Annotated in this window: 24 protein-coding genes; 11 read left to right on the top strand and 13 right to left on the bottom strand. The window is 72.1% G+C overall.

The features are described 5' to 3' along the window. Positions 1 to 186, bottom strand: a 186-nt coding sequence (locus MED15_RS34795) for a hypothetical protein (RefSeq protein ID WP_208646601.1), incomplete at its 3' end; no start/stop codon positions are given. A gap of 31 nt (positions 187 to 217) precedes the next feature. On the opposite strand from MED15_RS34795, the gene MED15_RS09175 reads away from it, so the two are divergent. Further along, positions 218 to 1,987 (top strand): HelD family protein, encoded by a 1,770-nt coding sequence (locus tag MED15_RS09175; RefSeq protein ID WP_112725839.1) that lies wholly within the window; start codon positions 218 to 220, stop codon positions 1,985 to 1,987. Here MED15_RS09175 and MED15_RS09170 read toward each other — a convergent pair. Genes MED15_RS09170 through MED15_RS09155 form a run of 4 tightly spaced genes read right to left on the bottom strand, consistent with a single transcriptional unit; the run spans position 1,976 to position 4,259 of the window. Further along, positions 1,976 to 2,587 carry a hypothetical protein gene (locus tag MED15_RS09170; RefSeq protein WP_112606244.1) on the bottom strand — a complete coding sequence of 204 codons (612 nt, stop codon included), beginning with the start codon at positions 2,585 to 2,587 and terminating at the stop codon, positions 1,976 to 1,978. The two genes, MED15_RS09175 and MED15_RS09170, sit on opposite strands and share 12 nt — an antisense overlap. Next, positions 2,587 to 2,931, bottom strand: coding sequence for a YbaB/EbfC family nucleoid-associated protein (locus tag MED15_RS09165; RefSeq protein WP_112586413.1), 345 nt, complete (start codon positions 2,929 to 2,931; stop codon positions 2,587 to 2,589). Before MED15_RS09165 ends, MED15_RS09170 begins: the two co-directional genes overlap by 1 nt. Positions 2,932 to 2,940: 9 nt before the next feature. Then, complete coding sequence (locus tag MED15_RS09160; RefSeq protein ID WP_112586411.1) at positions 2,941 to 3,867, bottom strand: WXG100 family type VII secretion target; 927 nt, start codon at positions 3,865 to 3,867, stop codon at positions 2,941 to 2,943. Further along, positions 3,864 to 4,259: a type VII secretion target gene (locus tag MED15_RS09155; protein WP_112606247.1), complete on the bottom strand. Its 396-nt coding sequence runs from the start codon at positions 4,257 to 4,259 to the stop codon at positions 3,864 to 3,866. The genes MED15_RS09160 and MED15_RS09155 overlap by 4 nt, the downstream gene beginning before the upstream one ends. Positions 4,260 to 4,393: 134 nt before the next feature. Here MED15_RS09155 and MED15_RS09150 point away from each other — a divergent pair, with 134 nt between their 5' ends. From MED15_RS09150 to MED15_RS09130, 5 genes are all read left to right on the top strand, one after another. Beyond that, entirely contained in the window at positions 4,394 to 5,038 is a 645-nt protein-coding gene (locus MED15_RS09150) for a transporter (RefSeq protein ID WP_112725764.1), read from the top strand. After that, positions 5,035 to 5,346, top strand: coding sequence for a transcriptional regulator (locus MED15_RS09145; RefSeq protein WP_112586405.1), 312 nt, complete (start codon positions 5,035 to 5,037; stop codon positions 5,344 to 5,346). Before MED15_RS09150 ends, MED15_RS09145 begins: the two co-directional genes overlap by 4 nt. Further along, positions 5,343 to 6,284 (top strand): ABC transporter ATP-binding protein, encoded by a 942-nt coding sequence (locus MED15_RS09140; RefSeq protein WP_112735340.1) that lies wholly within the window; start codon positions 5,343 to 5,345, stop codon positions 6,282 to 6,284. The genes MED15_RS09145 and MED15_RS09140 overlap by 4 nt, the downstream gene beginning before the upstream one ends. Before the next feature lie 10 nt (positions 6,285 to 6,294). Then, positions 6,295 to 7,032 carry an ABC transporter permease gene (locus MED15_RS09135; protein WP_112586401.1) on the top strand — a complete coding sequence of 246 codons (738 nt, stop codon included), beginning with the start codon at positions 6,295 to 6,297 and terminating at the stop codon, positions 7,030 to 7,032. 94 nt (positions 7,033 to 7,126) lie between these two features. Beyond that, complete coding sequence (locus MED15_RS09130) at positions 7,127 to 7,891, top strand: VOC family protein (RefSeq protein ID WP_112735338.1); 765 nt, start codon at positions 7,127 to 7,129, stop codon at positions 7,889 to 7,891. Positions 7,892 to 7,907: 16 nt separating this feature from the next. Here MED15_RS09130 and MED15_RS09125 read toward each other — a convergent pair whose 3' ends face one another. The 4 genes from MED15_RS09125 to MED15_RS09110 form a co-directional block, all read right to left on the bottom strand. After that, positions 7,908 to 8,726 carry an ABC transporter ATP-binding protein gene (locus tag MED15_RS09125; RefSeq protein ID WP_112725767.1) on the bottom strand — a complete coding sequence of 273 codons (819 nt, stop codon included), beginning with the start codon at positions 8,724 to 8,726 and terminating at the stop codon, positions 7,908 to 7,910. Beyond that, positions 8,723 to 9,751 (bottom strand): FecCD family ABC transporter permease, encoded by a 1,029-nt coding sequence (locus tag MED15_RS09120; protein ID WP_225855200.1) that lies wholly within the window; start codon positions 9,749 to 9,751, stop codon positions 8,723 to 8,725. Before MED15_RS09120 ends, MED15_RS09125 begins: the two co-directional genes overlap by 4 nt. 262 nt (positions 9,752 to 10,013) lie before the next feature. Further along, positions 10,014 to 10,943, bottom strand: a complete 930-nt coding sequence (locus MED15_RS09115) for an ABC transporter substrate-binding protein (protein ID WP_112735336.1) — start codon at positions 10,941 to 10,943, stop codon at positions 10,014 to 10,016. A gap of 366 nt (positions 10,944 to 11,309) precedes the next feature. Next, positions 11,310 to 13,193 (bottom strand): M14 family metallopeptidase, encoded by a 1,884-nt coding sequence (locus MED15_RS09110; RefSeq protein WP_112735334.1) that lies wholly within the window; start codon positions 13,191 to 13,193, stop codon positions 11,310 to 11,312. A 210-nt stretch (positions 13,194 to 13,403) separates the two neighbouring features. Between MED15_RS09110 and MED15_RS09105 the strand changes: the two genes are divergently transcribed. Next, entirely contained in the window at positions 13,404 to 14,741 is a 1,338-nt protein-coding gene (locus MED15_RS09105) for a C39 family peptidase (protein ID WP_112725769.1), read from the top strand. Positions 14,742 to 14,840: 99 nt separating this feature from the next. On the opposite strand, the gene MED15_RS09100 is transcribed toward MED15_RS09105, so the two are convergent. From MED15_RS09100 to mqnE, 3 genes are all read right to left on the bottom strand, one after another. Then, entirely contained in the window at positions 14,841 to 15,140 is a 300-nt protein-coding gene (locus MED15_RS09100) for a DUF4229 domain-containing protein (RefSeq protein WP_112586474.1), read from the bottom strand. A 73-nt stretch (positions 15,141 to 15,213) separates the two neighbouring features. Then, positions 15,214 to 15,651 (bottom strand): hypothetical protein, encoded by a 438-nt coding sequence (locus MED15_RS09095; protein WP_091395682.1) that lies wholly within the window; start codon positions 15,649 to 15,651, stop codon positions 15,214 to 15,216. Positions 15,652 to 15,674: 23 nt separating this feature from the next. Next, positions 15,675 to 16,844: an aminofutalosine synthase MqnE gene (mqnE, locus tag MED15_RS09090; protein WP_091395685.1), complete on the bottom strand. Its 1,170-nt coding sequence runs from the start codon at positions 16,842 to 16,844 to the stop codon at positions 15,675 to 15,677. Between the two features lie 239 nt (positions 16,845 to 17,083). On the opposite strand from mqnE, the gene MED15_RS09085 reads away from it, so the two are divergent. The 4 genes from MED15_RS09085 (at position 17,084) to MED15_RS09070 (ending at position 23,241) form a co-directional block, all read left to right on the top strand. Beyond that, positions 17,084 to 18,631 carry a C40 family peptidase gene (locus MED15_RS09085; RefSeq protein WP_112606272.1) on the top strand — a complete coding sequence of 516 codons (1,548 nt, stop codon included), beginning with the start codon at positions 17,084 to 17,086 and terminating at the stop codon, positions 18,629 to 18,631. Positions 18,632 to 18,745: 114 nt separating this feature from the next. Beyond that, positions 18,746 to 20,257, top strand: coding sequence for a hypothetical protein (locus MED15_RS34545; RefSeq protein ID WP_112735332.1), 1,512 nt, complete (start codon positions 18,746 to 18,748; stop codon positions 20,255 to 20,257). Between the two features lie 353 nt (positions 20,258 to 20,610). Continuing rightward, positions 20,611 to 22,518 (top strand): DEAD/DEAH box helicase, encoded by a 1,908-nt coding sequence (locus MED15_RS09075; RefSeq protein ID WP_112735348.1) that lies wholly within the window; start codon positions 20,611 to 20,613, stop codon positions 22,516 to 22,518. Between the two features lie 93 nt (positions 22,519 to 22,611). Further along, positions 22,612 to 23,241: a putative glycolipid-binding domain-containing protein gene (locus tag MED15_RS09070; protein WP_244220419.1), complete on the top strand. Its 630-nt coding sequence runs from the start codon at positions 22,612 to 22,614 to the stop codon at positions 23,239 to 23,241. Between the two features lie 64 nt (positions 23,242 to 23,305). Here the strand turns inward: MED15_RS09070 and cds1 are convergent, their stop codons facing one another. After that, complete coding sequence (cds1, locus tag MED15_RS09065; RefSeq protein ID WP_112735330.1) at positions 23,306 to 24,397, bottom strand: L-cysteine desulfhydrase Cds1; 1,092 nt, start codon at positions 24,395 to 24,397, stop codon at positions 23,306 to 23,308. Positions 24,398 to 24,426 lie beyond the last annotated feature (29 nt).

The raw sequence follows: 24,426 nt of genomic DNA, 5'->3' as shown, positions 1-24,426 counted from the left end.
CACCGGGACCACGAACAACAGCACCACGAACACCGGGACCACGAACACCGGGACCGTCGAGGACAGGACCACCGACAGCGGCACCGCGAGCAGCGACACCGCGAGCAGCGGCACCGCGAGCAGCGGCACCGCGAGCGACAGGCTTACAGCCAGCAGGCTCACCAACGACCCGACCGCATCCGACACCGCCGGCGATCATCACGGTCGGCGGTATCACGTGGGGCGGCGGCATGTCACCGATGAGCGTGGCGAGCCGTTGGTGCTGGACTGGCGGGCGCCGGTCTCCCGCTCGTTCTACCGGGCCAGCGTGCGGGATCCGCAGGGGGTGGCGGTTCGGCGGCGGTTCGGGTTCAGCAATGGTGTCCTGACCAGCTTCGAGGATGAGCGGCTGGATCGGGGCGAAGAGCTCGGTACGACCAGTCGGATCCTCACCGCCGAGATCGAGCGTCCGCGCGTCGGGCCGATGCGGGACATCGTCGCCACGATCCAGCCGGAGCAGGACGAACTGGTCCGGGCTGACCTCGCCGACTCGATCTGTGTGCAGGGCGCGCCGGGTACGGGGAAGACGGCGGTGGGTCTGCACCGGGCCGCGTACCTGCTCTACCTGCACCGGGAGCGGTTGCGGCGGGCGGGTGTGCTGATCGTCGGGCCGAACCGGGCGTTCCTGTCGTACATCGCGGCGGTGCTGCCGGCGCTCGGTGAGGTCGAGGTCGAGCAGGCCACGGTGGAGGAGTTGATCTCCCGGGTGGCGGTTCGGGCGGTCGAGGCGCCGGAGGTGGCCGCGCTCAAACACGACGTACGGATGGCGAGCGTGCTGCGGCGCGCGGTGCAGGGGCGGATCGGCACCCCGACCGAATCGATCACCGTGTCGGACGGCTCGTTCCGCTGGCGGATCGGGGTGGAGCCGTTGCACCGGATCGTCGAGGAGACCCGCCGGGAGGGGCTGCCGTACGGCACGGGTCGGGAACGTGTCCAGGCGCGGGTGGTGAGCCTGCTGCAACGGCAGGCCGAGGCGCGGCGTGCGGAGTCGCCGAGCGATGCCTGGCTGCGCCGGATGAGCCGCTGCCGGCCGGTGCTCGACTTCCTGGACGCGGTCTGGCCAGCGCTCACCCCGGAAGGGCTGGTGCACGGCCTGTTCTCCGACCCGACCCGGCTGGCCGCAGCGGCGGACGGGTTGCTCAGCGACGCCGAGCAGGCACAGTTGGTCTGGGCGAAGCCGGCCCGCACGCCGAAGGCGACCCGTTGGACCGCTGCCGACGCGGTGCTGATCGACGAGGCGACCGGGCTGCTGGAACGGCTCTCCGGGTTCGGGCACGTGGTGGTGGACGAGGCGCAGGACCTCTCCCCGATGCAGTGTCGGGCCATCGCCCGGCGCAGCGAGCACGGCTCGGTCACGCTCCTCGGTGACCTCGCCCAGGGCACCGCGCCGTGGGCGGCGACGGACTGGAGGGAATCCCTCGCCCACCTGGGCAAGCCGGACGCGGTGGTGGTGCCGTTGACCATCGGTTTCCGGGTGCCCGCCGCGGTCGTCGCATTCGCGAACCTGCTGCTCCCGGCGCTCGCGGTGGACGTACCGCCGGCCGAGTCGCTGCGCCACGACGGCGGCCTGGACGTGCGTACGGTGACCGACCTGACCTCGGCGACGGTGGCCGAGGTGCGCGCGGCGCTCGCGCACGACGGCTCGGTCGGTGTGATCGCCGCGGACGACGCGGTCGACGGCCTGCGAGCGGCGCTGGCCGAGGCCGGTGTCGAGACCGCGACCGCCGACGACGTGGCGGCCGCGGAGCGGGTCACAGTGGTGCCGGCGACGCTGGTCAAGGGCCTTGAGTACGACCATGTGGTGGTGGTCGAGCCGGCCGCGATCGTCGCGGCCGAGCCGCGCGGGCTGCACCGGCTGTACGTGGTGCTCACCCGGGCGGTGTCCCGGCTGGCGGTGCTGCACGTTGCGCCGCTGCCCGCACCGCTCGTCGACGGGTCAGCCGGCTGACAGGGCCGCCGCGATCTCCCGCAGCGGGCGGCCGGACTCGGCCAGCGGCACGTGGAACGACAGCCACGACCCGTCGGCGAAGTCGATCCGCAGCCGCTTCCAGTTCAACCGGTACCTGCCGAACCGGGCGGTCACGGCCGTGCGCGGGACGGACCCGAGCAGTTCGATGTCGGCCTGCGCCCGTTCGTCCGCCGCCGAACTGGAGAGCAGCCCGACGGGTGCTGTCGCGCCGAGCAGCAGCCGCTGGTCGGTGACCGCCAGCACGAGGGTTCGGAGGCCCGTGCCCTTCGTCGCCACGGTCAGGGCATGGTGCAGCACGGACGCCTGGGAACCTGGCTCGCCTCGACCTCCGACGCCGAAGAAGAGCCAGTCGACGGCGTTGTCCGCCCGACCGAAGGTGATGTTCGGTGAGAGCACGTTGAGCAGGACGCCCAGGAAGCCCGGCCCACCCGTGGCGGGTGGGGCCGACGGCTGCGGGGGCGGCGCCGGGGTCAGCCCGCCGCCCGCTCGCACCTGGGCCACCGCGCGAACCTGCTCCCCGGCCGGCAACAGCCGGGTGATCCCGTCGACGTACCGTGCCTGGCTCTCGTCGACGGTCATCAGCGCCCCTCGTGGTCGTCGGGCTGGCGCGGACCGGCACCCGGCGCGCCGATGACCTCACCGACCAGCTCGCGGACCTGGGCTGCGGCGGCCTCCTGCGCCCGGTTGGCGGCTGCGGTGAACTCCTCGGCCAGGCTGTAGGAGTCCAGTCGCATCGCCCGGGGGTTCAGCTCCGTAGAAACGATCTTGCCGTCGGCCGCAGCGGTCACCCGCACCAGGCCGGAGTCGCTCACGCCCTCGGCGCTGGTCTGTTCCAGCTCCGCCATCCGGTCGGCGAGTTGCCGCTGCCATCCGTCCAGGTTGCGAGCCAGCGCCTCGATTCGGTCCAGGGCGGGGAAGGTCATGGCTGCCTCTCAGTTCACGATGGAGTCGAAGACATTCTGCACACCCACTGTGTACGGGCCCAGGTCTTCGCTGTACGTGCCGTCCACCAGGTAGTTGCGGTCCTTGTGCCCGTCGGAGATGTCGTGCAGGCCCACGCCGGTGTCCAGCAGGGCGCCGCCGAAGCCGGGGATGTTGACCGGCGAGACCTGGTTGATGACGAACTTGCCCGGAAAGAGGGTCTTGAACTTCTCGACCTGGAAGGCACGCCCCTCGGGCGTCCAGCCGCCCTTGCTGAGCAGCTTGTACTGCTTCTTCCGCTGCTTGAGCTCCATGACGGTGTCCGCGTACTTGCGGAGCTGCCCGGCGACCTTGCCCAACCGGGCGGCGAGGCGGGTGAGCACCTCGGCGAACCGGGCGACGATCTTCACCATCCGACCCACTGTGGTGGCCAACCGGGCCAGCACCCGGACCACAGTGGCGGCCAACGAGACGCCGGCGCTCAGCGCCGCGGCCACTGCCGCGATGATCACCTCGGTGAGGAACCAGAGCAGGAACTCGAGGATCAGCTCGACCAGCAGGTTGAACGCGTCCACCGCCGCGTTGGCCGCCTCGACCAGCACGTCCTTGGTGCCGTCGAGCCCCTGGGCCAGCTCCTCGATCGCCGCCTCGACCGACTCCATTGAGGCATGGAAGCTCTCGGCGGCGTCGCCCGTCCAGGCGCCGCGCAACCGGGCCCGGTCGGCGATCTGGTCACCGGCGATGTCCCGTACCGCCGCGCCGGTGTCCAGGCAGAGCTGCGCGGCCCGCATCAGGTCGTCCGGTTCGCCAGCGACCAGCTCCAGCAGCTGCTCGAACGGCCAGAGCACCGCGTTGGAGAGCGGCTTGAAGGGTTCGGGCGTGCCCGAGACGATCTGCTCGAAGTAGGTCTTGTTGCGCTGCAACGCCTCGGTGCTCACGCCGGCACCGAACCGTTCGGAGCGCCGGTGCCACCCGACCAGGGGCCGGGCGCGATGACGTCGGGAGCCGGCGGCCGGCCGGGCACGAAGAGATCGGTGTTGGCCACGTCGGTGCCGGTGTAGGCGGCGGCGGTGTCGGTGAGCCCTTCGGCGATGTCCGCCATCATCTCGGCGCCGTCGGCGAGCCCCTGAAGGCACGCCTCGAACTGCTCGGCGTACGTCGCCGCGAGGTTGAAGGACGCCGGCATCACCCCGAAGGCGTGCCGTGGCACGTGCCCGTCACCGAAGGCGCGGTGCAGTTCGCGGAAGCGGGCCGCCCGATCCTTGGACCCGGCGGCGAACGCCGTCAGAGCCTCCGGCTGGACCTCCAACTCATTACTCGGGCTTGACACGGACCCTCCCCTGTGGCCTGTGCGACGGATCAGTCGCCACGACTGACCACCATAGGCACTGCTGACCGCGATCGGGGGTCCCGTCGGTGATGACGGGGTCACCCGATTCGACTTTGTTCCGTAAAGTAGTTTGCGTGGACCTCGACGATGATTCACCACCCACCGATGCCGCAGCGGCGCTCCGGCTGATCCGGGACCAGCGGTCGGCGACGGCACGCCGGCTCGATCCCGACGCCCGCCTGCTCTACTGGCCGTGGGGTGTCGCCTGGCTGGTCGGCTTCGGCCTGTTCTTCCTCCGGTTCCCCCCGGGTGATCAGGCGCTGGCTCACCTGCCGGGCTGGCTGCCGCTGACCGTCCTCTTCGTACTGCTCGCGGCCGCCGGAGCGACCCAGGCGGTGGTCAGCGTGCGGGCCTACGGCCAGGTGACCGGCGACTCCGCCCGGCGTGGGCAGTGGTACGGGTACGCCTGGGCCCTCGGTTCGGTGAGCGTCTACGCGGGGCTCGGCCGGATCTCCGAACACCTGCCGCACGACCTGGCGGCGCTGCTCTGGTCGGCGACCGCCGTCGGGCTGACCGGTGCGCTGCACATGGCCGGCGGGGCGGTCTGGCTGGACCAGGACCTGTTCCGCCTCGGCGTCTGGATCAGCGTGATCAACCTGATCGGCGCAATCGCCGGGCCGGGCTGGCACCCGCTCGTCGTGGCGGTGGCCGGCGGTGGCGGAATGCTGGTGGCCGGCGCGCTCGCCCGGCGCCGACAGCGACAGCGACAGCAGCCGTGACCGAGCTGGATCCGGTCATCCACGCGCAGGCCCGGCTGCGGGTGGTCGCCAGCCTCTCCGCTCTCAACGTCGGCGACAAGATCGCGTTCCCCCGCCTACAGGAGCTGCTCGCGATGACCGCCGGCAACCTCTCGGTGCACCTGCGCAAACTTGAGGACGCCGGCTACGTGGAGATCAGCAAGACCCACCGTGGACGCACCCCGGCGACCCTGGTCGGGCTCAGCCGGCGAGGTCGGTTGGCGTTCGAGGAGTACACCGAAGCGATCCACGCCCTGCTCGACCCCGCCCCGTCGAAGGAGCAGCCATGACCCTCGCCCGCGCCGAACAGGCCAGCCGCCGGTACGGCGACGTCCTCGCCCTCGATCGTGTCGACCTGGAGGTCCGGGCCGGTGAGCTGGTCGGCCTGCTCGGGCCGAACGGCGCCGGCAAGAGCACCCTGATGAACCTGCTGGTGGGCCTGCGCCGCCCCAGCTCCGGGCGGGTGGAGCTGTTCGGTCGCGACCCCCGCGACCCGGCGAGCCGGCGGCAGATCGGGGTCACCCCGCAGGAGACCGGTCTGCCCGGCACGCTGCGCGTCGGCGAGGTGGTCGACTTCGTCTCCGCGCACTACCCCGACCCGGTGCCCCGGGCCGAACTGCTCGACCGTTTCGGGCTCGCCGACCTCGCCCGACGGCAGACCGGTGGGCTCTCCGGCGGGCAGCGCCGCCGGTTGGCGGTGGCGTTGGCGTTCGTCGGCCGGCCCCGGCTGGTGCTGCTCGACGAGCCGACCACGGGCCTGGACGTGGCCGCCCGGCACACCCTGTGGGACGCGATCCGGGCATTTCACGACGACGGCGGCACCGTGCTGTTGAGCAGCCACTACCTGGAGGAGGTGGAGGCGCTCGCCCACCGGGTGGTGGTCATCGGGCAGGGCCGGGTGCTCGCCGACGACACAGTGGACGCGGTGCGCGGCATCGTGGGCGTACGCCGGGTCAGCCTGATCGCCGACAACCTGCCCGACCTGCCCGGGGTCGTTCGCACCGAACGGGTCGACGGTCGGCTGCACCTGCTCACCACCGACGCCGACGAGCTGGTCCGAGCGCTGGTCACGGCCCAGACTCCGTTCACCGACCTGGAGGTACGGCCGACCTCGCTGGAGGAGGCGTTCCTCGCCATCACCAGCGGAGAGGCGACCAGCAAAGACGTGCCCGCCGGCACCGACCGACCCACCACCGCCGCTGCCGGCGGCCGACCCACGACAGTTTGAGGAGGCGACAGTGCAGCTCGCCCTGGTCCACGCCCGCTACCAACTCCTGGAGATCATCCGGATTCCGGTGGCCGTCTTCGGCAGCGCCTTCTTCCCGGCCGCCGCCATGATCTTCTTCGTGGTCCCGTTCGCCGGTGACGACGCGGTCGGTGCCACCTACGCCACCGCGTCGATGGTCACCTTCTCGGTGATGAGCGCCAACATCTTCCAGTACGGCGTCGGCGTCGCCGAGGACCGCGATCAGCCCTGGAACCCGTACACCCGGACCCTGCCGGCCGGACCCGCGCCGCGGTTCGCCGGCCGGGTGCTGGCCGGCCTGGCGCTGACCTACCTCTCGCTGATCCCGGTCGTGGTGATCGGCGCGACGCTGACCGCGGCCCAGGTCACCCCGGCGGCGTTCCTGCTGGCTCTCGGCACCGTGGCCGTCATCTCGGTGCCGTTCACGCTGATGGGGCTCGCCATCGGCTACTCGCTGCCGAGCAAGGCGGCGATCGTGGTGGCGCAGGTGCTCTTCCTGCCGCTCGCGTTCGGCGGCGGCCTGCTCTCCGCGCCGGGCGACGCGCCCGGGTTCATCGAGACGATCGCGCCGTACCTGCCCACCCGGGGCGCGGCCGAACTGATGTGGGCGGCGGTGGCCGACTACGACGTGGAGCCGCTGGCAGTGATCATGCTCGGTGTCTGGGTGGTGCTGCTCGCCGCGCTCGCCGGCTGGGCGTACCGGCGGGACGAGGGTCGCCGGTTCAGCTGACGATTCGTCCGTTTTCGCCCCGGGCTGCGGCGGGACGGTGCCAGGATTCCGGCAGGGGGCCGCCGTGGCCGCCCGGGCCGAGAGGGGTCTTGACGTGAGCACCGTCCCGCCGGGTACGCCCTGCTGGGCCGACCTGGCCACCCCGGACCTGACCGACGCACGGCGCTTCTATCCGGAGCTGTTCGGGTGGATCGGCCAGGTCACCCCGGAGCCCGAGGCGGGCGGCTATACGGTCTTCCTGCTCGACGGTAAGCCGGTGGCCGGCGCCGGCCCGCCCGCGATCCCGGACCAGATTCCGATCTGGTCGACGTACCTCGCCACCGACGACGCCGAACTGGTCGCCGGCCGGGTCGAACGGGCCGGCGGGCAGGTCGTCGTACCCCCGTTCGAAGTCTTCGACAGGGGCTGGATGGCGGTCTTCGCCGACCCGGCCGGCGCCACGTTCAGCGTCTGGCAGCCGCTGGCCATGGCCGGTGCCGAGGTGTTCAACGTGCCGGGCGCGATGAGCTGGAACGAGCTGGTCACCCCCGACCCCGAGGGCGCGAAGGTCTTCTACGAGCTGGTGTTCGGCTGGCAGCCCGACGACCAGGCGGTGGGCGCGATGACGTACACCGGGTGGCGGCTCGGGACGCAGATCGTCGCCGGGATGATGCCGCCGCTGGCCGACGACTTCCCGGCCGACCTGCCCGCGTACTGGACGGTGTACTTCGCGGTGGCCGACGCGGACGCCGCCGCGGCCCGCGCCGCCGAGCTGGGCGGAACGATTCTGGTCCCGCCCCGCGACATCCCGGCGGGCCGCTTCGCCGCCCTGCGCGACCCCCAGGGCGCCCTCTTCTCCGTCATCGACCTGGGCCCCTGACCCAGCGCCTGCGTGCTCACTGGCGGGTGGGGCGGACGGGGACCACCAACGGGCCGTGGGCGCCGGGGACCACCCGGACGCTGGCCCGGTAGTGGGTGGCGAGCAGCTCCTCGGTCAGCACCTCGGGCGGAGTCCCGGCGGCCACCACCTGACCGGCGGCGAGCATCACCATCCGGTCGGCGTACTCACCGGCCAGGGAGAGGTCGTGCATCGTGGCCAGGACGGTCAGGCCGTGCTCGCGGCGTAGCTGGTCGACGACTTCGAGCACGTCCTGCTGGTGGCCGATGTCGAGCGCGCTGGTCGGCTCGTCGAGCAGCAGCAGCGTCGCGCCCTGGGCGAGCGCGCGGGCGAGGAACACCCGCTGCCGTTCGCCGCCGGAGAGGGTGGCCAGTTCGCGACGGTGGAAGCCGGCGAGGTCCAACTGCCCCAGCACCTCGTGCACGGCGTCGACGTCGGCGGTCGACTCCCGGCCCAGGGTCGGGATGTACGGGGTGCGGCCGAGCAGCACGTAGTCCAGCACCGACATGCCGGGCGGCACCACCGGGGACTGTGCCACAGTGGCCACTATCCGGGCGCGGTCCCGACGGCGCAGCGCGGCACTCGGCGTACCGAAGAGGGTGATCGCCTTCGGCGCGGGCAGCAGGCCACCGACGGCGCGCAACAGGGTGGATTTGCCGGCGCCGTTCGGGCCGATGACGGTGACCCACTCGCCGACGTCGACGGTGAGGTCGACGCCGGTCAGGATCGGCGTGCCACCGAGGGCGACGTGCAGCCCGCGCACCTCGACGGCCGGCGTGCCGGCGGCGGGTTCCCTGCTGGCGGGCTCCCTGCTCACGTGAGCACTCGCCGGGCGGTCCGCAGCACGAGGACGAAGAACGGGCCACCCAGCAGGGCGGTCACCACTCCGATCGGCAGCTCGGACGGAGCGGCGACGGTGCGGGCCACCACGTCGGTCAGCGCCAGGAACGCGCCGCCGAACAGCAGTGACATCGGCAGGATCACCCGGTAGCTGGACCCGGCGAGCAGCCGGACGGTGTGCGGCACGATGATGCCGACGAAGCCGATCAGGCCGGTCGCGGAGACCGCCGCCGCGGTGCCCAGCGAGGCGGCGGCGATCAGCAGGTAGCGGGTGCGCTGCGGGTGCAGGCCCAGGCTTCTCGCCTCGTCGTCGCCGACCGCGAGGACGTCCAGCTCTCGGCGGTGCAGCAGCACGACGATGGTGGTCAGCGCGGCGTACGGCAGCACCAGCAGCACGTCGTGCCAGCCGGCGGTGGCCAGCCGGCCGAGCAGCCAGGAGTAGACCGGCTGGATGCTGTCGGCGTGTCGTTGCAGGAGGTACGTCTGCCCGGCGGAGAGGAACGCGGAGACCGCCACCCCGGCCAGGATCAGCATGGCCGGTGACCCGCGTCGCCCACCGGCCGCGCCGAGCACGTAGGTCATCGTGACGGCGAGCAGCGAGCCGGCGAACGCGGCCAGCGGAATGGTCATCGGCAACCCGGAGAGCGTGCCCTGCCGGCCGGCGCCGCCGAGGGCGATCGCCGCGGTGACCGCGAGGCCCGCGCCGGCGGCCACACCGAGCAGGTACGGGTCGGCCAGCGGGTTGCGGAACACGCCCTGGTAGCAACCACCGGCGAGGGCGAGCAGACCGCCGACGAGCAGGCCCAGCACCACCCGGGGCAGGCGCAGCTCGGTGACGATCGCGATCTCACGCTCGGTCAGCCCGCTGTCGAGGTGCACCCCGGGAAACAGGTTGAGCAGCTCGGCGGCGACGCTGCCCGGGGGCAGGCTCACCGGGCCGAGCGACACCCCGACGACGAGCGCGACGAGCACCGCGACCAACCCCGCGACCAGCCACCGCATGCGCAACCCGGCGGGCCGAGCCGCAGACAGCAGGCCGGCCGGCCGGGCCCCGGACGCCAGCCCGGCGGGCCGCGCCGTGGACGACGACCCGGTAGACCGAGCCACGGCAGGTTGCCCGGCGGGCCGGACTGTGGAGGGCAGCCCGGCGGGCCGGGCCTCGGCAGGAGGCTCGGCCCGCTCAGACGACGGCGGCGGCTCGGCCGGCCGGCCGGTTGGTGCCGGATCGGACACCTGTCGCGGCCCGGTCACCGACGGACGACGGTCACGCGGGCACCTTGGCGACCGCGTCGATGATGACCCGGAGCAGGTCCACGACCCGCGGGCCCCAGCGGGAGGCGACGTCGTCGTCCAGGGCGACGACCTGGTTGTTCTTCACAGCGGTGAGGCCGGCCCAGCCACTGCGCGCCTTGACCGTGTCGGCGTTCTGCTGGCAGCACTTGGCATCGGCCAGGAAGACGAAGTCCGGGTCGGCCTTGACGATGAACTCCTGGGACAGCTGCGGGTAGCCGAAGCTCTTACCGTCCGCGTCGGCCGGGTCGGCGATGTTGGTCAGGCCGGCCTGGCTGTAGAGCGAGCCGATGAAGGTCTTGCTGGTGGCGCTGTACAGCTCCGGGCCCAGCTCGTGGAAGTAGGTGAGCTTCTCGGCGCGCTGCGGCAGGTCCTTGACCAGCTTGGCGATGTCGTCCTTCATCCGGCTGGCGACGTCGGTGGCCTGGTCGGCGTGCCCGGTCAGCGTGCCCAGCTCGGTGATCTGCCGGTACGAGTCGTCGAGCGTGGTCGCCGCCGGGGTCTGGTACACCGGAATCTTCAGCTTGCCGAGCTGCTCGACGATCTTGTTGCGGTCGTCGGAGAGCACCACGAGGTCGGGGTTCTTACCGGCGATCGCCTCGGCGTTCGGCTGGAAGGCGGAGAGGTCGGTCTTGGGCACGTCGGCCGGGTAGTTCGACTGGTCGTCGACGGCGGTCACCTGCGGGCCGGCACCGATCGCGAAGAGCATCTCGGTGGCGGTGGGCGACAGCACGACGATCTTCTCGGGGCGCTTGTCGAGGGTGAGCGCGCCGACGGTGACCGGGTAGGCGGCGGCCGCGGTGCCGGTGCTCGGCTGGTCGTCGGCCTTATCGGCGCAGGCGCCGAGGGCGAGCGCGGTGACCGCGAGGGTCGCCGCGAAGAGCCGAGGGGTACGTCTGAACATGGGGGCCTCCTGTCGGTCGAGGAGTGTGGTGCTTCGCCGACAGGGACTTTCGTACGCCCGCCCACGAGGCGCCCTTCCTCGAGAGCGCGTTTCGCGACCGATCCGTAGGCGACCTGGCTCGTCCCCACCGACCGGTGGGGCATCACAGTTGCGGGACAGCGCCGGGTTTCGTACCGGCTTCGCTGCGGACTGGTCGCTAAGACGGTAGCGCACCGCCAGGACGTGCCGGATCGATCAAGGGCCGGTCGGCAGCCGTCGATACCTCGGACACCCGCACCACGCGGGGCGGGGAGGCATATGTCCGAGATCCTGAGGTTTCGGAACGGGTGGTGGGGCCCCGCCGGGGCGGGACGGGGCCCCACCCGATCAGGAGGACGTGATGGTGACGTTGTCCACAGCCGCCTCGACCAGGCTGGCCCCGGACGCGTCCGCAGCCTCGACGAGCACGCGGACCGACTGGCCGGCGTACGGGGTGAGGTTGAGGTTGGCGACCGCCCAACTCCCGTTGCGGTTGCTGGCCGCGCCGGCCTGGGTGAGCAGCGCTGTGGTGCCGCCGTTGTGCACCACGCTCACCCGCAGGTAGTCCGCCGACGAGGCGTTCGAGCCGTGGGCCAGGTACCACGCGAGTGAGAGGGTCAGCGTGCCGGACGACGGCAGGGTCACCGCCGGGGACCGGGCACTGGTCACGCCGCCGTCGACGTCGTAGTCACCGGCCGCCGAGCCGGCGAGCCGGCCGGTGACCAGGTCGTTGGACCCGGCGTACGGGGTGAGCTGCTTGGCTCCGGAGGACGTGGTCGCCTGGGCGGCGCCCCGCTCGAACGCGCCGAGGGTGGCGGTGTCGGTGCCGCCCGGGTTGATGGTCCAGCCGGTGGCGGTCTCGAAGGTGTCCGACCAGACAGTGGTGCCGCCACCGCCGCCGCAGTACTGCGACTGCTTGCCGATGGCCCGGTACGGGCAGTCGGCGTACTCGCTGAGGATCAGCACCGCCTCCCGGTTGCGTGAGGTCTGCGCCGGGATCACCTCGTCAGGCGGGTAGAAGCCGCCGCCACCGGACGAGCCCGGGTACATCTCGAAGGTGTAAGCCCAGATGTTGTGGGTGGCCCACATCCAGTCGAGGCTGTCTCCGTCGGTGATGTATAGATCGCTGGACTGTTCCGGGGTGTAGCCGTTGGTGGCCGCCATCTGCTGACCGATGGTGGCGAAGGTGTTGTACTGGTCGGCGTTCATCCCGGTCGCGGTGTTCGCTGTGGTGTAGCCGTACGGCCAGAGCACCAGCTGCGAGTACGTGTGGAAGTCGATGTTGGCCTTGATCTGCTGCACACCGCCGACCACCCGGCCGTTGACGAAGTTGCGAAGCGCCTGCGTCTCGGGCGCGGAGAACGCCGACGGCCCCCGGTAGGTCTCCGACGAGGTGCTGCCGGACGAGCCGCCGCAGCATCCCCAGTTGTAGGACCAGTTGCGGTTCAGGTCGGTGCCGACGTTGGACGAGCCGCTGTTGGGCTGCCGGTTCTTGCGCCAGGAACGGTACGACCCGGTGGCGATGTCGTACTCGCTGCCGTCCGGGTTGACCGTCGGCACGATCCAGAGCTCCCGGCCGTTGACGATGTTGGTGATCCGGGAGTCGCTGCCGTAGCTGTCGGTGAAGAGGTTGAGCAGGTAGATCGCCATCTCGACGGTCAGGTGCTCACGGGCGTGCTGCTGGGAGTTGAACAGGATCTCCGGCTCGTTCTCGTCGGTGCCGACGTTGTCGGAGATCTTCACCGCCATCAGGTCGCGGCCCTCGTACGACGAACCGATGCTGATCTTGCGGGCGATCGCCGGGTGGTCGGCGACGACCTGGTTCACGACGGCGGTCAGTTCCGCGTAGTCGTGGTAGTTCGAGTCGGCCGGCGGGAAGGCCTGCGTCCCGAAGTCGCCGGCGCCGCGCTCGGCGTTGGGTGGCGGGGCGAGCGGTTCCAGCCGGAAGCCGAGCTTGCCGATCGCGGCGGCCTCGCTCGCGGTGGCCGATATGTGCAGCACGCCGTGTTCGGAGTAGTCGATGGCGGCTCCGGTGCGGGCCACCGCGTTGCGGTCGGCGAGGGTCCGGGGCCCGAGCACCCGGTAGCCGGCGGCAGCCTGCTCAGCGGTGCGGTCGGGTGCCGGTCGGGCGGCGACCGGACCGGCGGCGACGGTGACGGTGACGATGCCCAGCCCGGTGACGACAGCGAGCACCAGGACACGGCGGAGGGGGATGGGCGTGCGGAGGGCCATGGACTACCTCCTCGATGGGCGGGAGATCCCGCTCGGTGAAGGACACTTCACCATCTGTCACATGGTCATATCAACATTGATCGCTGCGTTGGCCATCCCAGGCACATCATCATGGCGGCAATGATTTTCCACCTATCAACATCTGGCGAAACTTCCCTCCAAGCGGAAAACTGACCAGCGACGATGCCCCCTCGACACCGCGGAGCACCCATGGCCAGATCCCGCCTGCGCGCGGCCGCCCTCGCCGGCGTCACAGCGCTCACCCTGCTCACCAGCGCCGCGCCCGCGCTGGCGGCCCACCCGCCCGCCCCCGCCCACGACGAGCAGATCACCTACCAGGACTGGTCCGGGCCCGCCGACTGGCACCGCGGCAGCCGGGCCGGAACCCGCGTCGTGCCCGGCGCCCGAGCGGGCGTCACCCTGGCCCGCCCAGCCGGCACCATCGAGTACGCGGACCCGCACACCGGTGCCACCCGCACCTGGGAGTACGGCACCTGGACCTCGCCGGTGACCCAGGTCGGGTTCGACGCCACCGAGCTGATCGCCTCCTGGAACGCGGAGACCCCCGCCGGCACCTGGATCCAGGTCGAGATGCAGGGCAGCTACACCAGCGGCGACCAGACCCCGTGGTACGTCCTGGGCCGCTGGGCGTCCGGCGACACCGACATCTTGCGGACCAGCGTCAACCGGCAGGGCGACCCCTTCTCGACGATCTGGACCGACACCTTCAGCATCGACGACGCCACCGCCGGGGTGCTGCTGCGGTCGTACCAGCTCAAGCTGACCCTCTACCGCGCACCCGGGCAGAGCGCCGCCCCGGTGGTCCGGATGCTGGGCGCGATGAGCTCCACGGTGCCGGACCGGTTCACAGTGCCGCCGAGCGCCGGACACATCGCCTGGGGCCGGGAACTGCCGGTGCCGCGCTACTCGCAGAACGTGCACTCCGGGCACTACCCGGAGTACGACGGCGGCGGCGAGGCATGGTGCTCACCCACCTCGACCGAGATGGTGGTCGAGTACTGGGGGCGCAAGCCGTCGGCGGCCGACACCTCCTGGGTGGACCCGACCTACCCCGACCCGACGGTCAACCACGCCGCGCGGATGACCTACGACTACGCGTACGACGGCGCTGGCAACTGGCCGTTCAACACCGCGTACGCGGCCAGTTTCCCCGGGCTGGAGGGCCGGGTGACCCGGCTGCACTCGCTGGATGAACTGGAGCGTTTCATCGCCGCCGGCATCCCCGTCGTGACCAGCCAGTCCTTCCTCGCCAGTGAGCTGGACGGGGCGAACTACGGCACCTCCGGGCACCTCTTCGTGGTGGTCGGCTTCACCGCCGACGGCGACGTGATCGTCAACGACCCGGCCTCGTCCAGCAACGACGTGGTGCGCAACGTCTACAAGCGTGCGCAGTTCGAGCAGATCTGGCTGCGTACCAAGCGCACCAACGCCAGCGGCGGCGTCTCCGGTGGCTCCGGCGGCATCGCGTACCTGATCAAGCCCATCTCGAAGCCCTGGCCCAAGGTCCCCGGCTCCACCAACTGGTAACCCCGAACCCCACCCAACCCGCCCACCGCCGCGCGACCAAGCGGGTTGATCAAGAGGTTTGCGTCACCGGAAGCCGCCCTGGTGACGCAAACTTCTTGATCAACGCTGGGAGTCGGGGGTCTGGGGGTCGGGGTTCGGGTTTGGGGTGGGGGTTTGGTCTTCGCCGGCCAGGGCGGAGCGGAGGCGTTCCTTCTCGGTGCGGCGGCGCTCGGCTGCTTCGGCGATCTCCCCGGCCATCTCGTCCCGCCAACCGCGCAGCAGGAAGAAGGAGAGCGCGGCGGAGAACACCAACGCCAGCATCAGCTTCAGGAACACGTTCATGTCGACCAGCCAGAGGCCGGCCAGCACGGCGACGAACAGCCCGATCCGGCCCAGCGTGTACTTGAGCGCGGCGCTCACCTGCACCACTCCGTTCTCTCCGTCGCCCGCCACTGCCGGCGGAAGGGTCGAGCCGCCCGACGGGCGGTCGTGGTCAGCCGGTCCGGCGGGCCAGCCAGCGGACACCCGGGAACCAGAGGGCCGCGTACGCCACTGTGAACGCCCCCGCCGCCAACGCGCCGGAGAGCAGCGGCGGCAACCCCGCGCCCAGACCGGCGATCAGCAGCCCCGCGAACACCCCGACGGCGGCGGCGACCACCGCCGCCACCACCCGGGCCGCGCCGAACTCCCAGGCCCGGAAGTCGTCCCAGAACAGCCAGGCCGGCAGGATCACCGCCAGCCAACCGTTTGTGTGCCCGAAGTCGCCGGCGCCGATCGAGGCGAACGCCCAGTCGAACAGCACCAACGCGAGCACGCCGATGACCAGGCCAGCCAGGCACACCCCGAGCAGGTCGCCCAGGGTACGGATGCGCCCCTCGGCGTCCCGGCGGGGAAACCCGCTCTGCTGCTCAGGTCCTCGTTGCTCGGTCATCGACTGCGAGGGTACGTGGTGGCTCAGGCCCAGACCTGCTGCGGCTCGGCGCGCCGCTCGGCAAGCGACGGGGCCTTGTCGTACTCCCGGACCACGTTGTAGCGGGTGTCCCGCTCGACGGGCTGGAAGCCGGCGTCCCAGATCAGGTGCAGCAGGTCGTCCCGGTGCATGGTGTTCGGGGTGCCGTACGAGTCGGCGTCGTGGGTGATCTTGTATTCGACGACGGAGCCGTCCAGGTCGTCCACGCCGAAGTTCAGCGAGAGCTGAGCCACCGACAACCCGTGCATCACCCAGAAGTTCTTCAGGTGCGGCACGTTGTCGAAGAGCAGCCGGGAGACGGCGAACGTCTTCAGCGACTCGGCCGGCGAGGCCATCGTGGTGCGCGCCTGGATCCGGTTACGGATCTTGCCGTCCGCCGAGTCGACGAAGTCGTGCTGGTAGCGCAGCGGGATGAAGACCGCGAAGCCACCGGTCTCGTCCTGCAACTCGCGCAGCCGCAGCACGTGGTCGACGCGGTGCCGGGGCTCCTCGATGTGGCCGTACAGCATCGTCGCCGGGGTCTTCATGCCCTTGCTGTGGGCCAGGGCGTGGATGCGCGACCAGTCTTCCCAGTGGCAGGCGTGGTCGACGATGTGCTGCCGGACCTCCCAGTCGAAGATCTCCGCGCCACCACCGGTCAGCGACTCCAGGCCGGCGTCCATCAGCTCGTCGAGGATCTCGTCGGCGCTCAGGCCGCTGATCTTCTCGAACCACTGCACCTCGGTCGCGGTGAAGCACTTGAGCTTGACGTTCGGCAGCGCCGCCTTCAGCTCGCGCAGCACCTTCGGGTAGTAACGCCAGGGCAGCGTGGGGTGCAGGCCGTTGACGATGTGCAGCTCGGTGAGCTGCTCGTCCTCCATCTCCTTGGCCTTGCGGACCGCCTCGTCGATGCGCATCGTGTACGCGTCCTTCTCGCCCGGCTTGCGCTGGAACGAGCAGTACGCACAGGACGCCGAACAGACGTTGGTCAGGTTGAGGTGACGGTTGACGTTGAACATCACCCGCTCGCCGTTCAACTCGGTGCGCTTGTGGTGCGCCAGCCGCCCCAGCCAGGTCAGGTCGTCGCTCTCGTAGAGGGCGACCCCGTCCTCCCGGGTCAGCCGCTCACCGGCGTACACCTTCGCTTCGAGCTCACGCTTGAGTCCGGCGTCCATGGCACGTCCCTTCCACCTGCGGTCCGGATCGAGCGTACGTCGCGGCGCCGAAGGGCCCGGCGGCACGGTCGCCGGCAGCGACCCACTTCACCAGACTCTCAGCCTCCCGTAACCCGCCAACGCATCGACAAGGGTGGCGAGGTGCGGTAGTAACAAGGTGGGGCGGAACACACACACTGGTACCGTCCCGGCGGTCGCGCCCACCGAGCGCGGCGACGAGCGGTTGGACGGGGAGCGGCATGGTCTACAGCGGGCGCGGGCGACGGCAGCGACGACGGAGCCCGGTGATCTCGCCGGTCCTGCGTCCGAAGCTCTGGGCCGCCCTGCTCGGCGCGATCGCCGCGGCCGTGCTGGCCACCCCCGCGTACGCGGAGCCCGGCGTGCCGACCACAGTGCCGGACACCGGTTCGCGCCCGGCGGTCACCGGTTCGCTTCAGCTGCCCGGCGGCGCGCCGGTCGCTGGCGTGCCCGCCCCGCCGGTGGTCAACATCGGCAACGGCCCACTGGCCACCGCGATCTCCGCCGGTGAGACCCAGGTCGGCGCGCTCGGCGAGGCGTTGCTGGTGAGCCGGCAGAAACGCGTCGACGCGCAGGCGCAGGTCGACGCTGCCGGCAAGGCGCTGGCGACCGCGCAGGACGCGCTGCTCCGGGCCCAGCAGACGGCCGACACCGCCGCCGCCGAGGCCGTCAAGGCCGCCGCGGCGCTGCCGCCGGGCGACTTCGCCCAGGACATCCGTGGGCTCAGCCGCCTCCAGGCCATCACCCGTGGCGAGAAGGTCGACGGCGGCACCACCGGCGTGGCCGGGGAACTGTCCCGGGCCCGCACCGGCGAGCAGGCCGCGTACCAGAAGCACACCCAGGCCAAGGAGCTGCTCGCCGCCGCCGAGGCGGAGTTCACCGCCGGTGAGACGGCGCTCCGCACCGCCGAGGCGAGCCTGCTCAAGCTGCGCCGGGACAACGCCGCCGCGCTGATCGAGATCGAACGTCAGCAGGAAGCCGCCGAGCAGCAGATCGGCGCCGGTTACGTCTCCAACCAGAGCATCAGCGGCATGGCCGCGCACCCCCGGGCGCTGGCCGCGGTCCGGTACGCGCTCGCCCAGCTCGGCGACCCGTACAAGTGGTCCGAGGAGGGGCCGAACGAGTTCGACTGCTCCGGCCTGATGTGGGCTGCGTACCGGTCCCCCGGCGCCGACTACTTCGACCTGCCCCGGGTCTCCCGCGACCAGTACGCCGCCACAAGGGGCCGCACCGTCCCGCAGAGCGCGCTGCTCCCCGGCGACCTGCTCTTCTTCGCCTCGGGCAGCAGCTGGACGACGATCCACCACGTCGGCATGTACATCGGCAACGGCAAGATGGTGCAGGCGCCCACCACGGGCGACGTCGTCAAGATCTCGGTCGTCCGCTGGTCCCGGCTGTACGCCGCCACCCGGGTGATCGGCGCGGTGCCGGCACCGGTCGTGACCAATCCGACCCCGCCCGTCTCGACCCCGAAGCCGACGCCCACCCCGTCGCCCACGAAGACCACCAAGCCGACGCCGACCCCGTCGCCCACGAAGACCACCAAGCCGACGCCCACGCCGACGCCGACGCTGACGACCACCCCGACGCCCACCCCGACCGGCAGCACCACGCCGAAGCCGTCGAACACCCCGAGCAACACTCCGACGACTCTGCCCTCGGCACCGAGCAACGCGCCGACCAGCGCGTCTCCGACTACCACGCCGAAGGCCAGCACGAGCGCGACGGGCAGTGGCAGCGCGACGAGCAGCCCCACCGCCACGGGCTGATCCGCCACGACCGGCTCCGGCTGTCCGCTCGGGAAGATCTGTGGCACCGTGACAACCAGGCACATCCGACTCGACGTCACGGGTCCGGGTGCGAGCATGGCGCGGAGGGCGGAAATGGCCGAGCAGAGAGATCCGGCGGAGACTGTCGACCCCGTGGTCGACCAGGCCGGCCCGCCAGGGCCGGACACCGCCGACCCGGTGGCCGCCAGCGACGCCAGCCCGGCCGCCACCAGCTCGACAGGCAGCGACACCAGCTCGGCGGATGTCGGATCCGATGACAGCGACGCCGCCCCGGCTGTCAGCGGCCCGGTCGGCAGTGCCACAGTCGGCAGTGGCACGGCGGCGGTCGTCGCGGACGCCTCGACCGAAGCCGATGGCGACGCGTCCGCCGACGGCGACGAGCGCCAGAGCCCGACGGCCGCACCGGTACGCGCACGTGCCAGCGTCGTGACCGCCGGTGCTCTCCGCAGTGACCTGCCGGCCAGCGCTCCGGTCACCGCGACCACCTACCGTGCGACCGGCTCGGCCAGCCCAGCCGACGTGTCGTTGCCGGGCCAGCGAAGCGACTCCTCCGCGTCGGCCCGGGCCAGCGCCACGGTTCCGAGCAGCAGCCGGGGCACCGCCAGCGCCCTGGGCACCCCGGACCGTCGCGAGAGCGCACCCGCCGTCTATCGAGCCGCGCCGGTGGGTGCCGAGCCGGCCCCGCCCTCGACGCCCTCGACGCCGTCGACTCCGGAGCCGGAGCCCGACCCCACGCCACCCGGCCCCGGGCCGACCGAGCCGTCGCCACCGGAACCGGAGCCCGCGCCGGCCCCGGGTCCGTACCCGCCCGGTCCGGTGCCGACGCCGGGTCCTCGACCCACGCCGCCGCCCGATCCGGTGCCGCCCGTTCCCGGCCCGCCCACCCCACCGCCCTCGCCGGTGCCGCCCATGCCCGGCCCGCCGACGCCACCCGTCCCGAGCCCGCCGCTGCCGCCACCCGGTCCGCCGGTGCCGGCACCACCGGCCCCGCCCGGCCCGATGCCGGCACCGCCGTTTCCGCCGCCGCCGGCGATGACCGACACGCCCGGCGTACGGGCCAGCGCTCCGGTCTCCGCACCACCGGCCGGGTGGCCGTCCCCCGGTGGGGCGACCCGCCCGACGTCCGGTGCCGGATGGGCCGGGGCAGCCGCCTCCGCGCCGCCGGTGGTGCCCGCACCAGCGCTGCCGAGCTGGCCACCGTCCACCGCCGGGGCCGCTTCGTCGACCAGCAACAGCGGAAACTCCCGGGTGACCGCGTCACCGAGCGGCCCACCGGCTGGTTCCGCCGGACGGGACGCTGCCGGCGCCCGTGGTGGGCGGCACGACAGTCGCACCGACCTGGCCGGCACCGTCTACGGCAACGGCGAGGGCGCCGGCTTCACCACTGTCGCGATTCCCGCCAACGCGGTGGAGACCTCCGGCTCGCTGACCGGGCACATCCTGGCCCAGGGCTGGTCCGACACGCCGGCCGAGCAGTCCAGGAACACCCGGGTGATGATCGTGCTGGCCGCCGCTCTGGGGCTGCTGGTGGCGATCAGTGTCATGGTCGTTCTGCTGGCTGGTGACGCCCTGGACGGTCTGGTGGGCAGCGTGCTCAACGGGTGAGCCAGCGAGCGCCAGCGATGGTGAGTCCGCCCACTACGGTCGGTCAACCGGCTGGCGGCTTCGCCAGACCGCCGTACACTGGCTGAGATCACTGACCCGGCGCGCGTGGTGTGCGCCCCTGGGCGATCTTGCGGGCGATCCGGCGGTACAGCCGCGGCAGGCCATCGCGAAGATGCGCCCCGCTCGAAAGGTTTTTGTTGACCACCTCTGCTGACCCCAGCACCGTTACGTCCGTTTTCAACTCAGTCCCGGCGGCCGACGCCGCCCGGGAGCAGCTCGACGTCGCCCCGAGCGAGGCCGGCACCGCGCCGGTGGCGACCGCGCAGGCCGAGCCGACCGAGACCGCCGAACCGATGAGCTTCGCCGCCCTGGGCCTGCCCGAGCCGCTGGTCCGCGCGCTGGCGCAGCAGGGCATCACCAGCCCGTTCGAGATCCAGCGGGCCACCGTTCCGGACGCGCTCGCCGGCCGCGACGTGCTGGGCCGCGGGCAGACCGGTTCGGGCAAGACGCTCGCCTTCGGGCTGCCGATGATCGCCCGGCTGGCCAACCGCAACCGGGCCCGGCCGATGCGTCCGCGCGCCCTGGTCCTGGTGCCCACCCGCGAGCTGGCCATGCAGGTCAACGACGCCCTGGTGCCGCTGGGCAAGTCCGTCGGCATCTTCCTCAAGACCGCCGTCGGCGGCGTTCCGTACGACCGTCAGATCGACGCGCTGCGCCGCGGCGTGGAGATCATCGTGGCCACCCCGGGCCGGCTCGGCGACCTCATCGAGCGGGGCATCTGCCAGCTCGACGACGTCGAGGTCACGGTGCTCGACGAGGCCGACCAGATGGCCGACATGGGCTTCCTGCCCGAGGTGACCGATCTGCTGGCGAAGACGCCCGCGAACGGTCAGCGGCTGCTCTTCTCGGCCACCCTGGACGGTGACGTCGACGCGTTGGTCAAGCGGTTCATGACCGACCCGGTCACCCACTCCACGGCGCCGTCCACCGCCTCGGTGTCCACCATGGACCACCACATGCTGTTGATCCCGCCGCACGAGAAGTTCCCGGTGGCGGCCTCGATCGCCGCCCGGGATGGCCGGACCATGGTCTTCGCCCGCACCCAGCTCGGGGTGGACCGGCTGGTCGAGCAGCTCGCGGCCGTCGGCGTACGCGCCGGTGGGCTGCACGGCGGCAAGACCCAGCGGATGCGCACCAAGACGCTCGCCGAGTTCCGTGAGGGCCGGATGAACGTGCTGGTCGCCACCGACGTGGCGGCGCGAGGCATCCACGTCGACGGGGTCACCCTGGTGCTGCACGTCGACCCGCCGAAGGACCCCAAGGACTACCTGCACCGCGCGGGGCGTACCGCCCGGGCCGGTGAGTCGGGCGCGGTCGCCACGCTGGTGCTGCCCAAGCAGCGCCGTACCACCCTGGCGATGATGGAGAAGGCCGGCGTCGCGCCGGCCGAGACCCGGGTCCGGGTCGGGGACGCGGCGTTGGCCGAGCTGGTCGGCGCCCGCGAGCCCAGTGGCGTCCCGGTCCGCGTCGAGGCCGAGCCCCGGGGCTACGGCGACCGCTCCGGCGGACCGCGCCGGTTCGGTGACCGCACGGGAGGCGACCGCCGCTTCGGCGACCGCCCGCAGGGTGACCGGCGCTTCGGCGACCGGCCCACCGGCGACCGCCGCTTCGGCGACCGGCCGCAGGGTGACCGGCGCTTCGGTGACCGGCCCACCGGTGACCGCCGCTTCGGCGACCGGCCGCAGGGCGACCGGAGCTACGGCGACCGGCCGCAGGGCGACCGGAGCTACAGCGACCGCCCGCAGGGTGAGCGCCGCTACGGCGACCGGCCCACCGGCGAGCGCCGCTTCGGCGACCGCCCGCAGGGCGACCGGAGCTACAGCGACCGCCCGCAGGGTGAGCGGCGCTTCGGCGATCGGCAGCACAGCGACCGGCCGCAGGGCGACCGGAGCTACGGCGACCGGCCGCAGGGCGAGCGGCGTTACGCCGATCGGGACACCCGGGGTTACGGCGACCGGCCGCAGGGCGAGCGTCGGTTCGGCGACCGGCCGCAGTTCGGTGACCGGGACGGTCGGGGCGACCGACCGACCGGCGAGCGGCGCTTCGGCGACCGGGACGCTCGGGGTGGGTTCCGCCCGGAGAGCCGGGTCCGGGACGACCGGCCCCGCGACGACCGGCCCCGCGACGACCGGCCCCGCGAGGACCGCCCGCGTGACGATCGGCGCGGTTTCGGCGGGCGACCGGCAGCGCGTACCCACTGATTGATCCACCGAACGCCGTCGTGAAGCCCAGGCTTCGCGGCGGCGTTCGCGCATGCGCTGCCGATACCGAGCAGGTCGCGTAACGTCCGGCTCATGCCGACCATGCCGAAGTCAATCTTCTGGTCCCGGACTGACACCGCCGGCAGCGAGCAGGTCCTGCTCGACGACGGCAACGGGTTGGCGGCCCGGGGCACTCTGCTCGCCGTGGACCCGATCCCGTGGACCGCCCGCTACCAACTGACCACCACGCCGGACTGGGCCACCACCCGGGTTGAGGTCGAGGCCGAGGGTCTCGGCTGGCTGCGCCGGGTGACCCTGGAGCGGGCCGCCGGCCGCTGGCGGGTGACCACCGCCGAGCAGGGCAACCTGGACGCGGCCCTGGTCGCGGCCGGTCATCGCCGGGCCGGTCTGCCGGGTACGGACGACCCGGACCGGCTGGCCGATGCGCTCGACGTCGACCTGAGCGGTTCGCCGCTGTTCAACACCCTGCCGGTGCACCGGCTTCGGATGGCGGCCGAGCCGGCCGATGTGGCACACCGGATCACCGTTGCCTGGGTGCTGCTGCCCGGCCTGGAGGTGGTGCCGGCCGAGCAGATCTACACCGGGCTCGGGCCGGGTCGGGTGCGCTTCGCCAGCGGCACCTTCACGGCCGACATCGATCTGGACGACAGCGGCTACGTGGTGCGTTACCCGGGGCTGGCCGAACGGATCGACCCGCGCTGATCAGCACACCGGCGGGTCAGGGCCGGTCGATCGGCCTCAGACGGACCCGGACCCGCTGACCGGTTCAGGCGGGCCAGGCTCCGCTGGCCAGGAAGCGGTCGATGGTGGCCAGGTGCGGGGTGAGGTCGAGGCCCTGTGCGGCCACCCAGTCGTCGGCGTAGTACGTGTCGGCGTACCGGTCGCCCGGGTCGCAGATCAGGGTGACCACCGAGCCGGTCCGACGCTCGGCGAGCATCTCGGCGATCAGGCCGAACGCGCCCCACAGGTTGGTGCCGGTGGACCCGCCCACCCGGCGGCCGAGCAGCGCCGATCCGGCGCGCATGGCGGCCAGGGACGCCGCGTCCGGCACCTGGACCATCCGGTCCACCACCGAGGGCAGGAACGACGCCTCCACGGTGGGCCGGCCGATCCCCTCGATGCGGGAGCCCCTCCCGGTGCGTACCGACCAGTCGGCGGCCAGCCAGGCCGGGTAGAACGCCGAGTTCTCCGGGTCGACGACGCAGAGCTTGGTGGCGAGCCGGCGGTACCGGGCGTACCGGCCGATGGTCGCGCTCGTGCCCCCGGTGCCGGCGCCCACCACGACCCAGGCGGGGATCGGGTGCCGCTCCAGCTCCAACTGCGCGTAGATCGACTCGGCGATGTTGTTGTTGCCCCGCCAGTCGGTCGCCCGCTCGGCGTAGGTGAACTGGTCCATGAAGTGCCCGCCGGAGTCCTCGGCGAGCCAGCGGGCCTCGACCACCACGCTCGCCGGGTCGTCCACCAGGTGGCACCGGCCGCCCTGGAACTCGATCTGCGTGATCTTCTCGGGCGAGGTGGAGGCGGGCATCACGGCGATGAACGGCAGGCCCAGCATGCGGGCGAAGTACGCCTCGGAGACCGCCGTGGAACCCGACGACGCCTCGACGATAGTGGTGCGCGGCCCGATCCAGCCGTTGCAGAGCCCGTAGAGGAACAGTGAGCGGGCCAGCCGGTGCTTCAGCGAGCCGGTGGGGTGTGACGACTCGTCCTTCAGGTAGAGGTCGATCCCCCATTCCCGGGGCAGCGGGAACGGCAGCAGGTGGGTGTCGGCGGACCGGTTCGCGTCTGCCTCGACGGCGGCGATCGCCTCGGTCACCCAGGTTCGGCTGGATTCGTCGCACCGGTCGAGATGAGTCACGCTCGGAAACCTAGCAAGCGGGCCAGCTG

This window comes from Micromonospora noduli (assembly GCF_003264475.1).
In the GTDB taxonomy this organism is placed as follows: Bacteria; Actinomycetota; Actinomycetes; order Mycobacteriales; family Micromonosporaceae; genus Micromonospora; species Micromonospora noduli.
The sequence above is the reverse complement of the archived record's forward strand: the minus strand, read 5'-3'. Positions and strand labels throughout refer to the sequence as shown.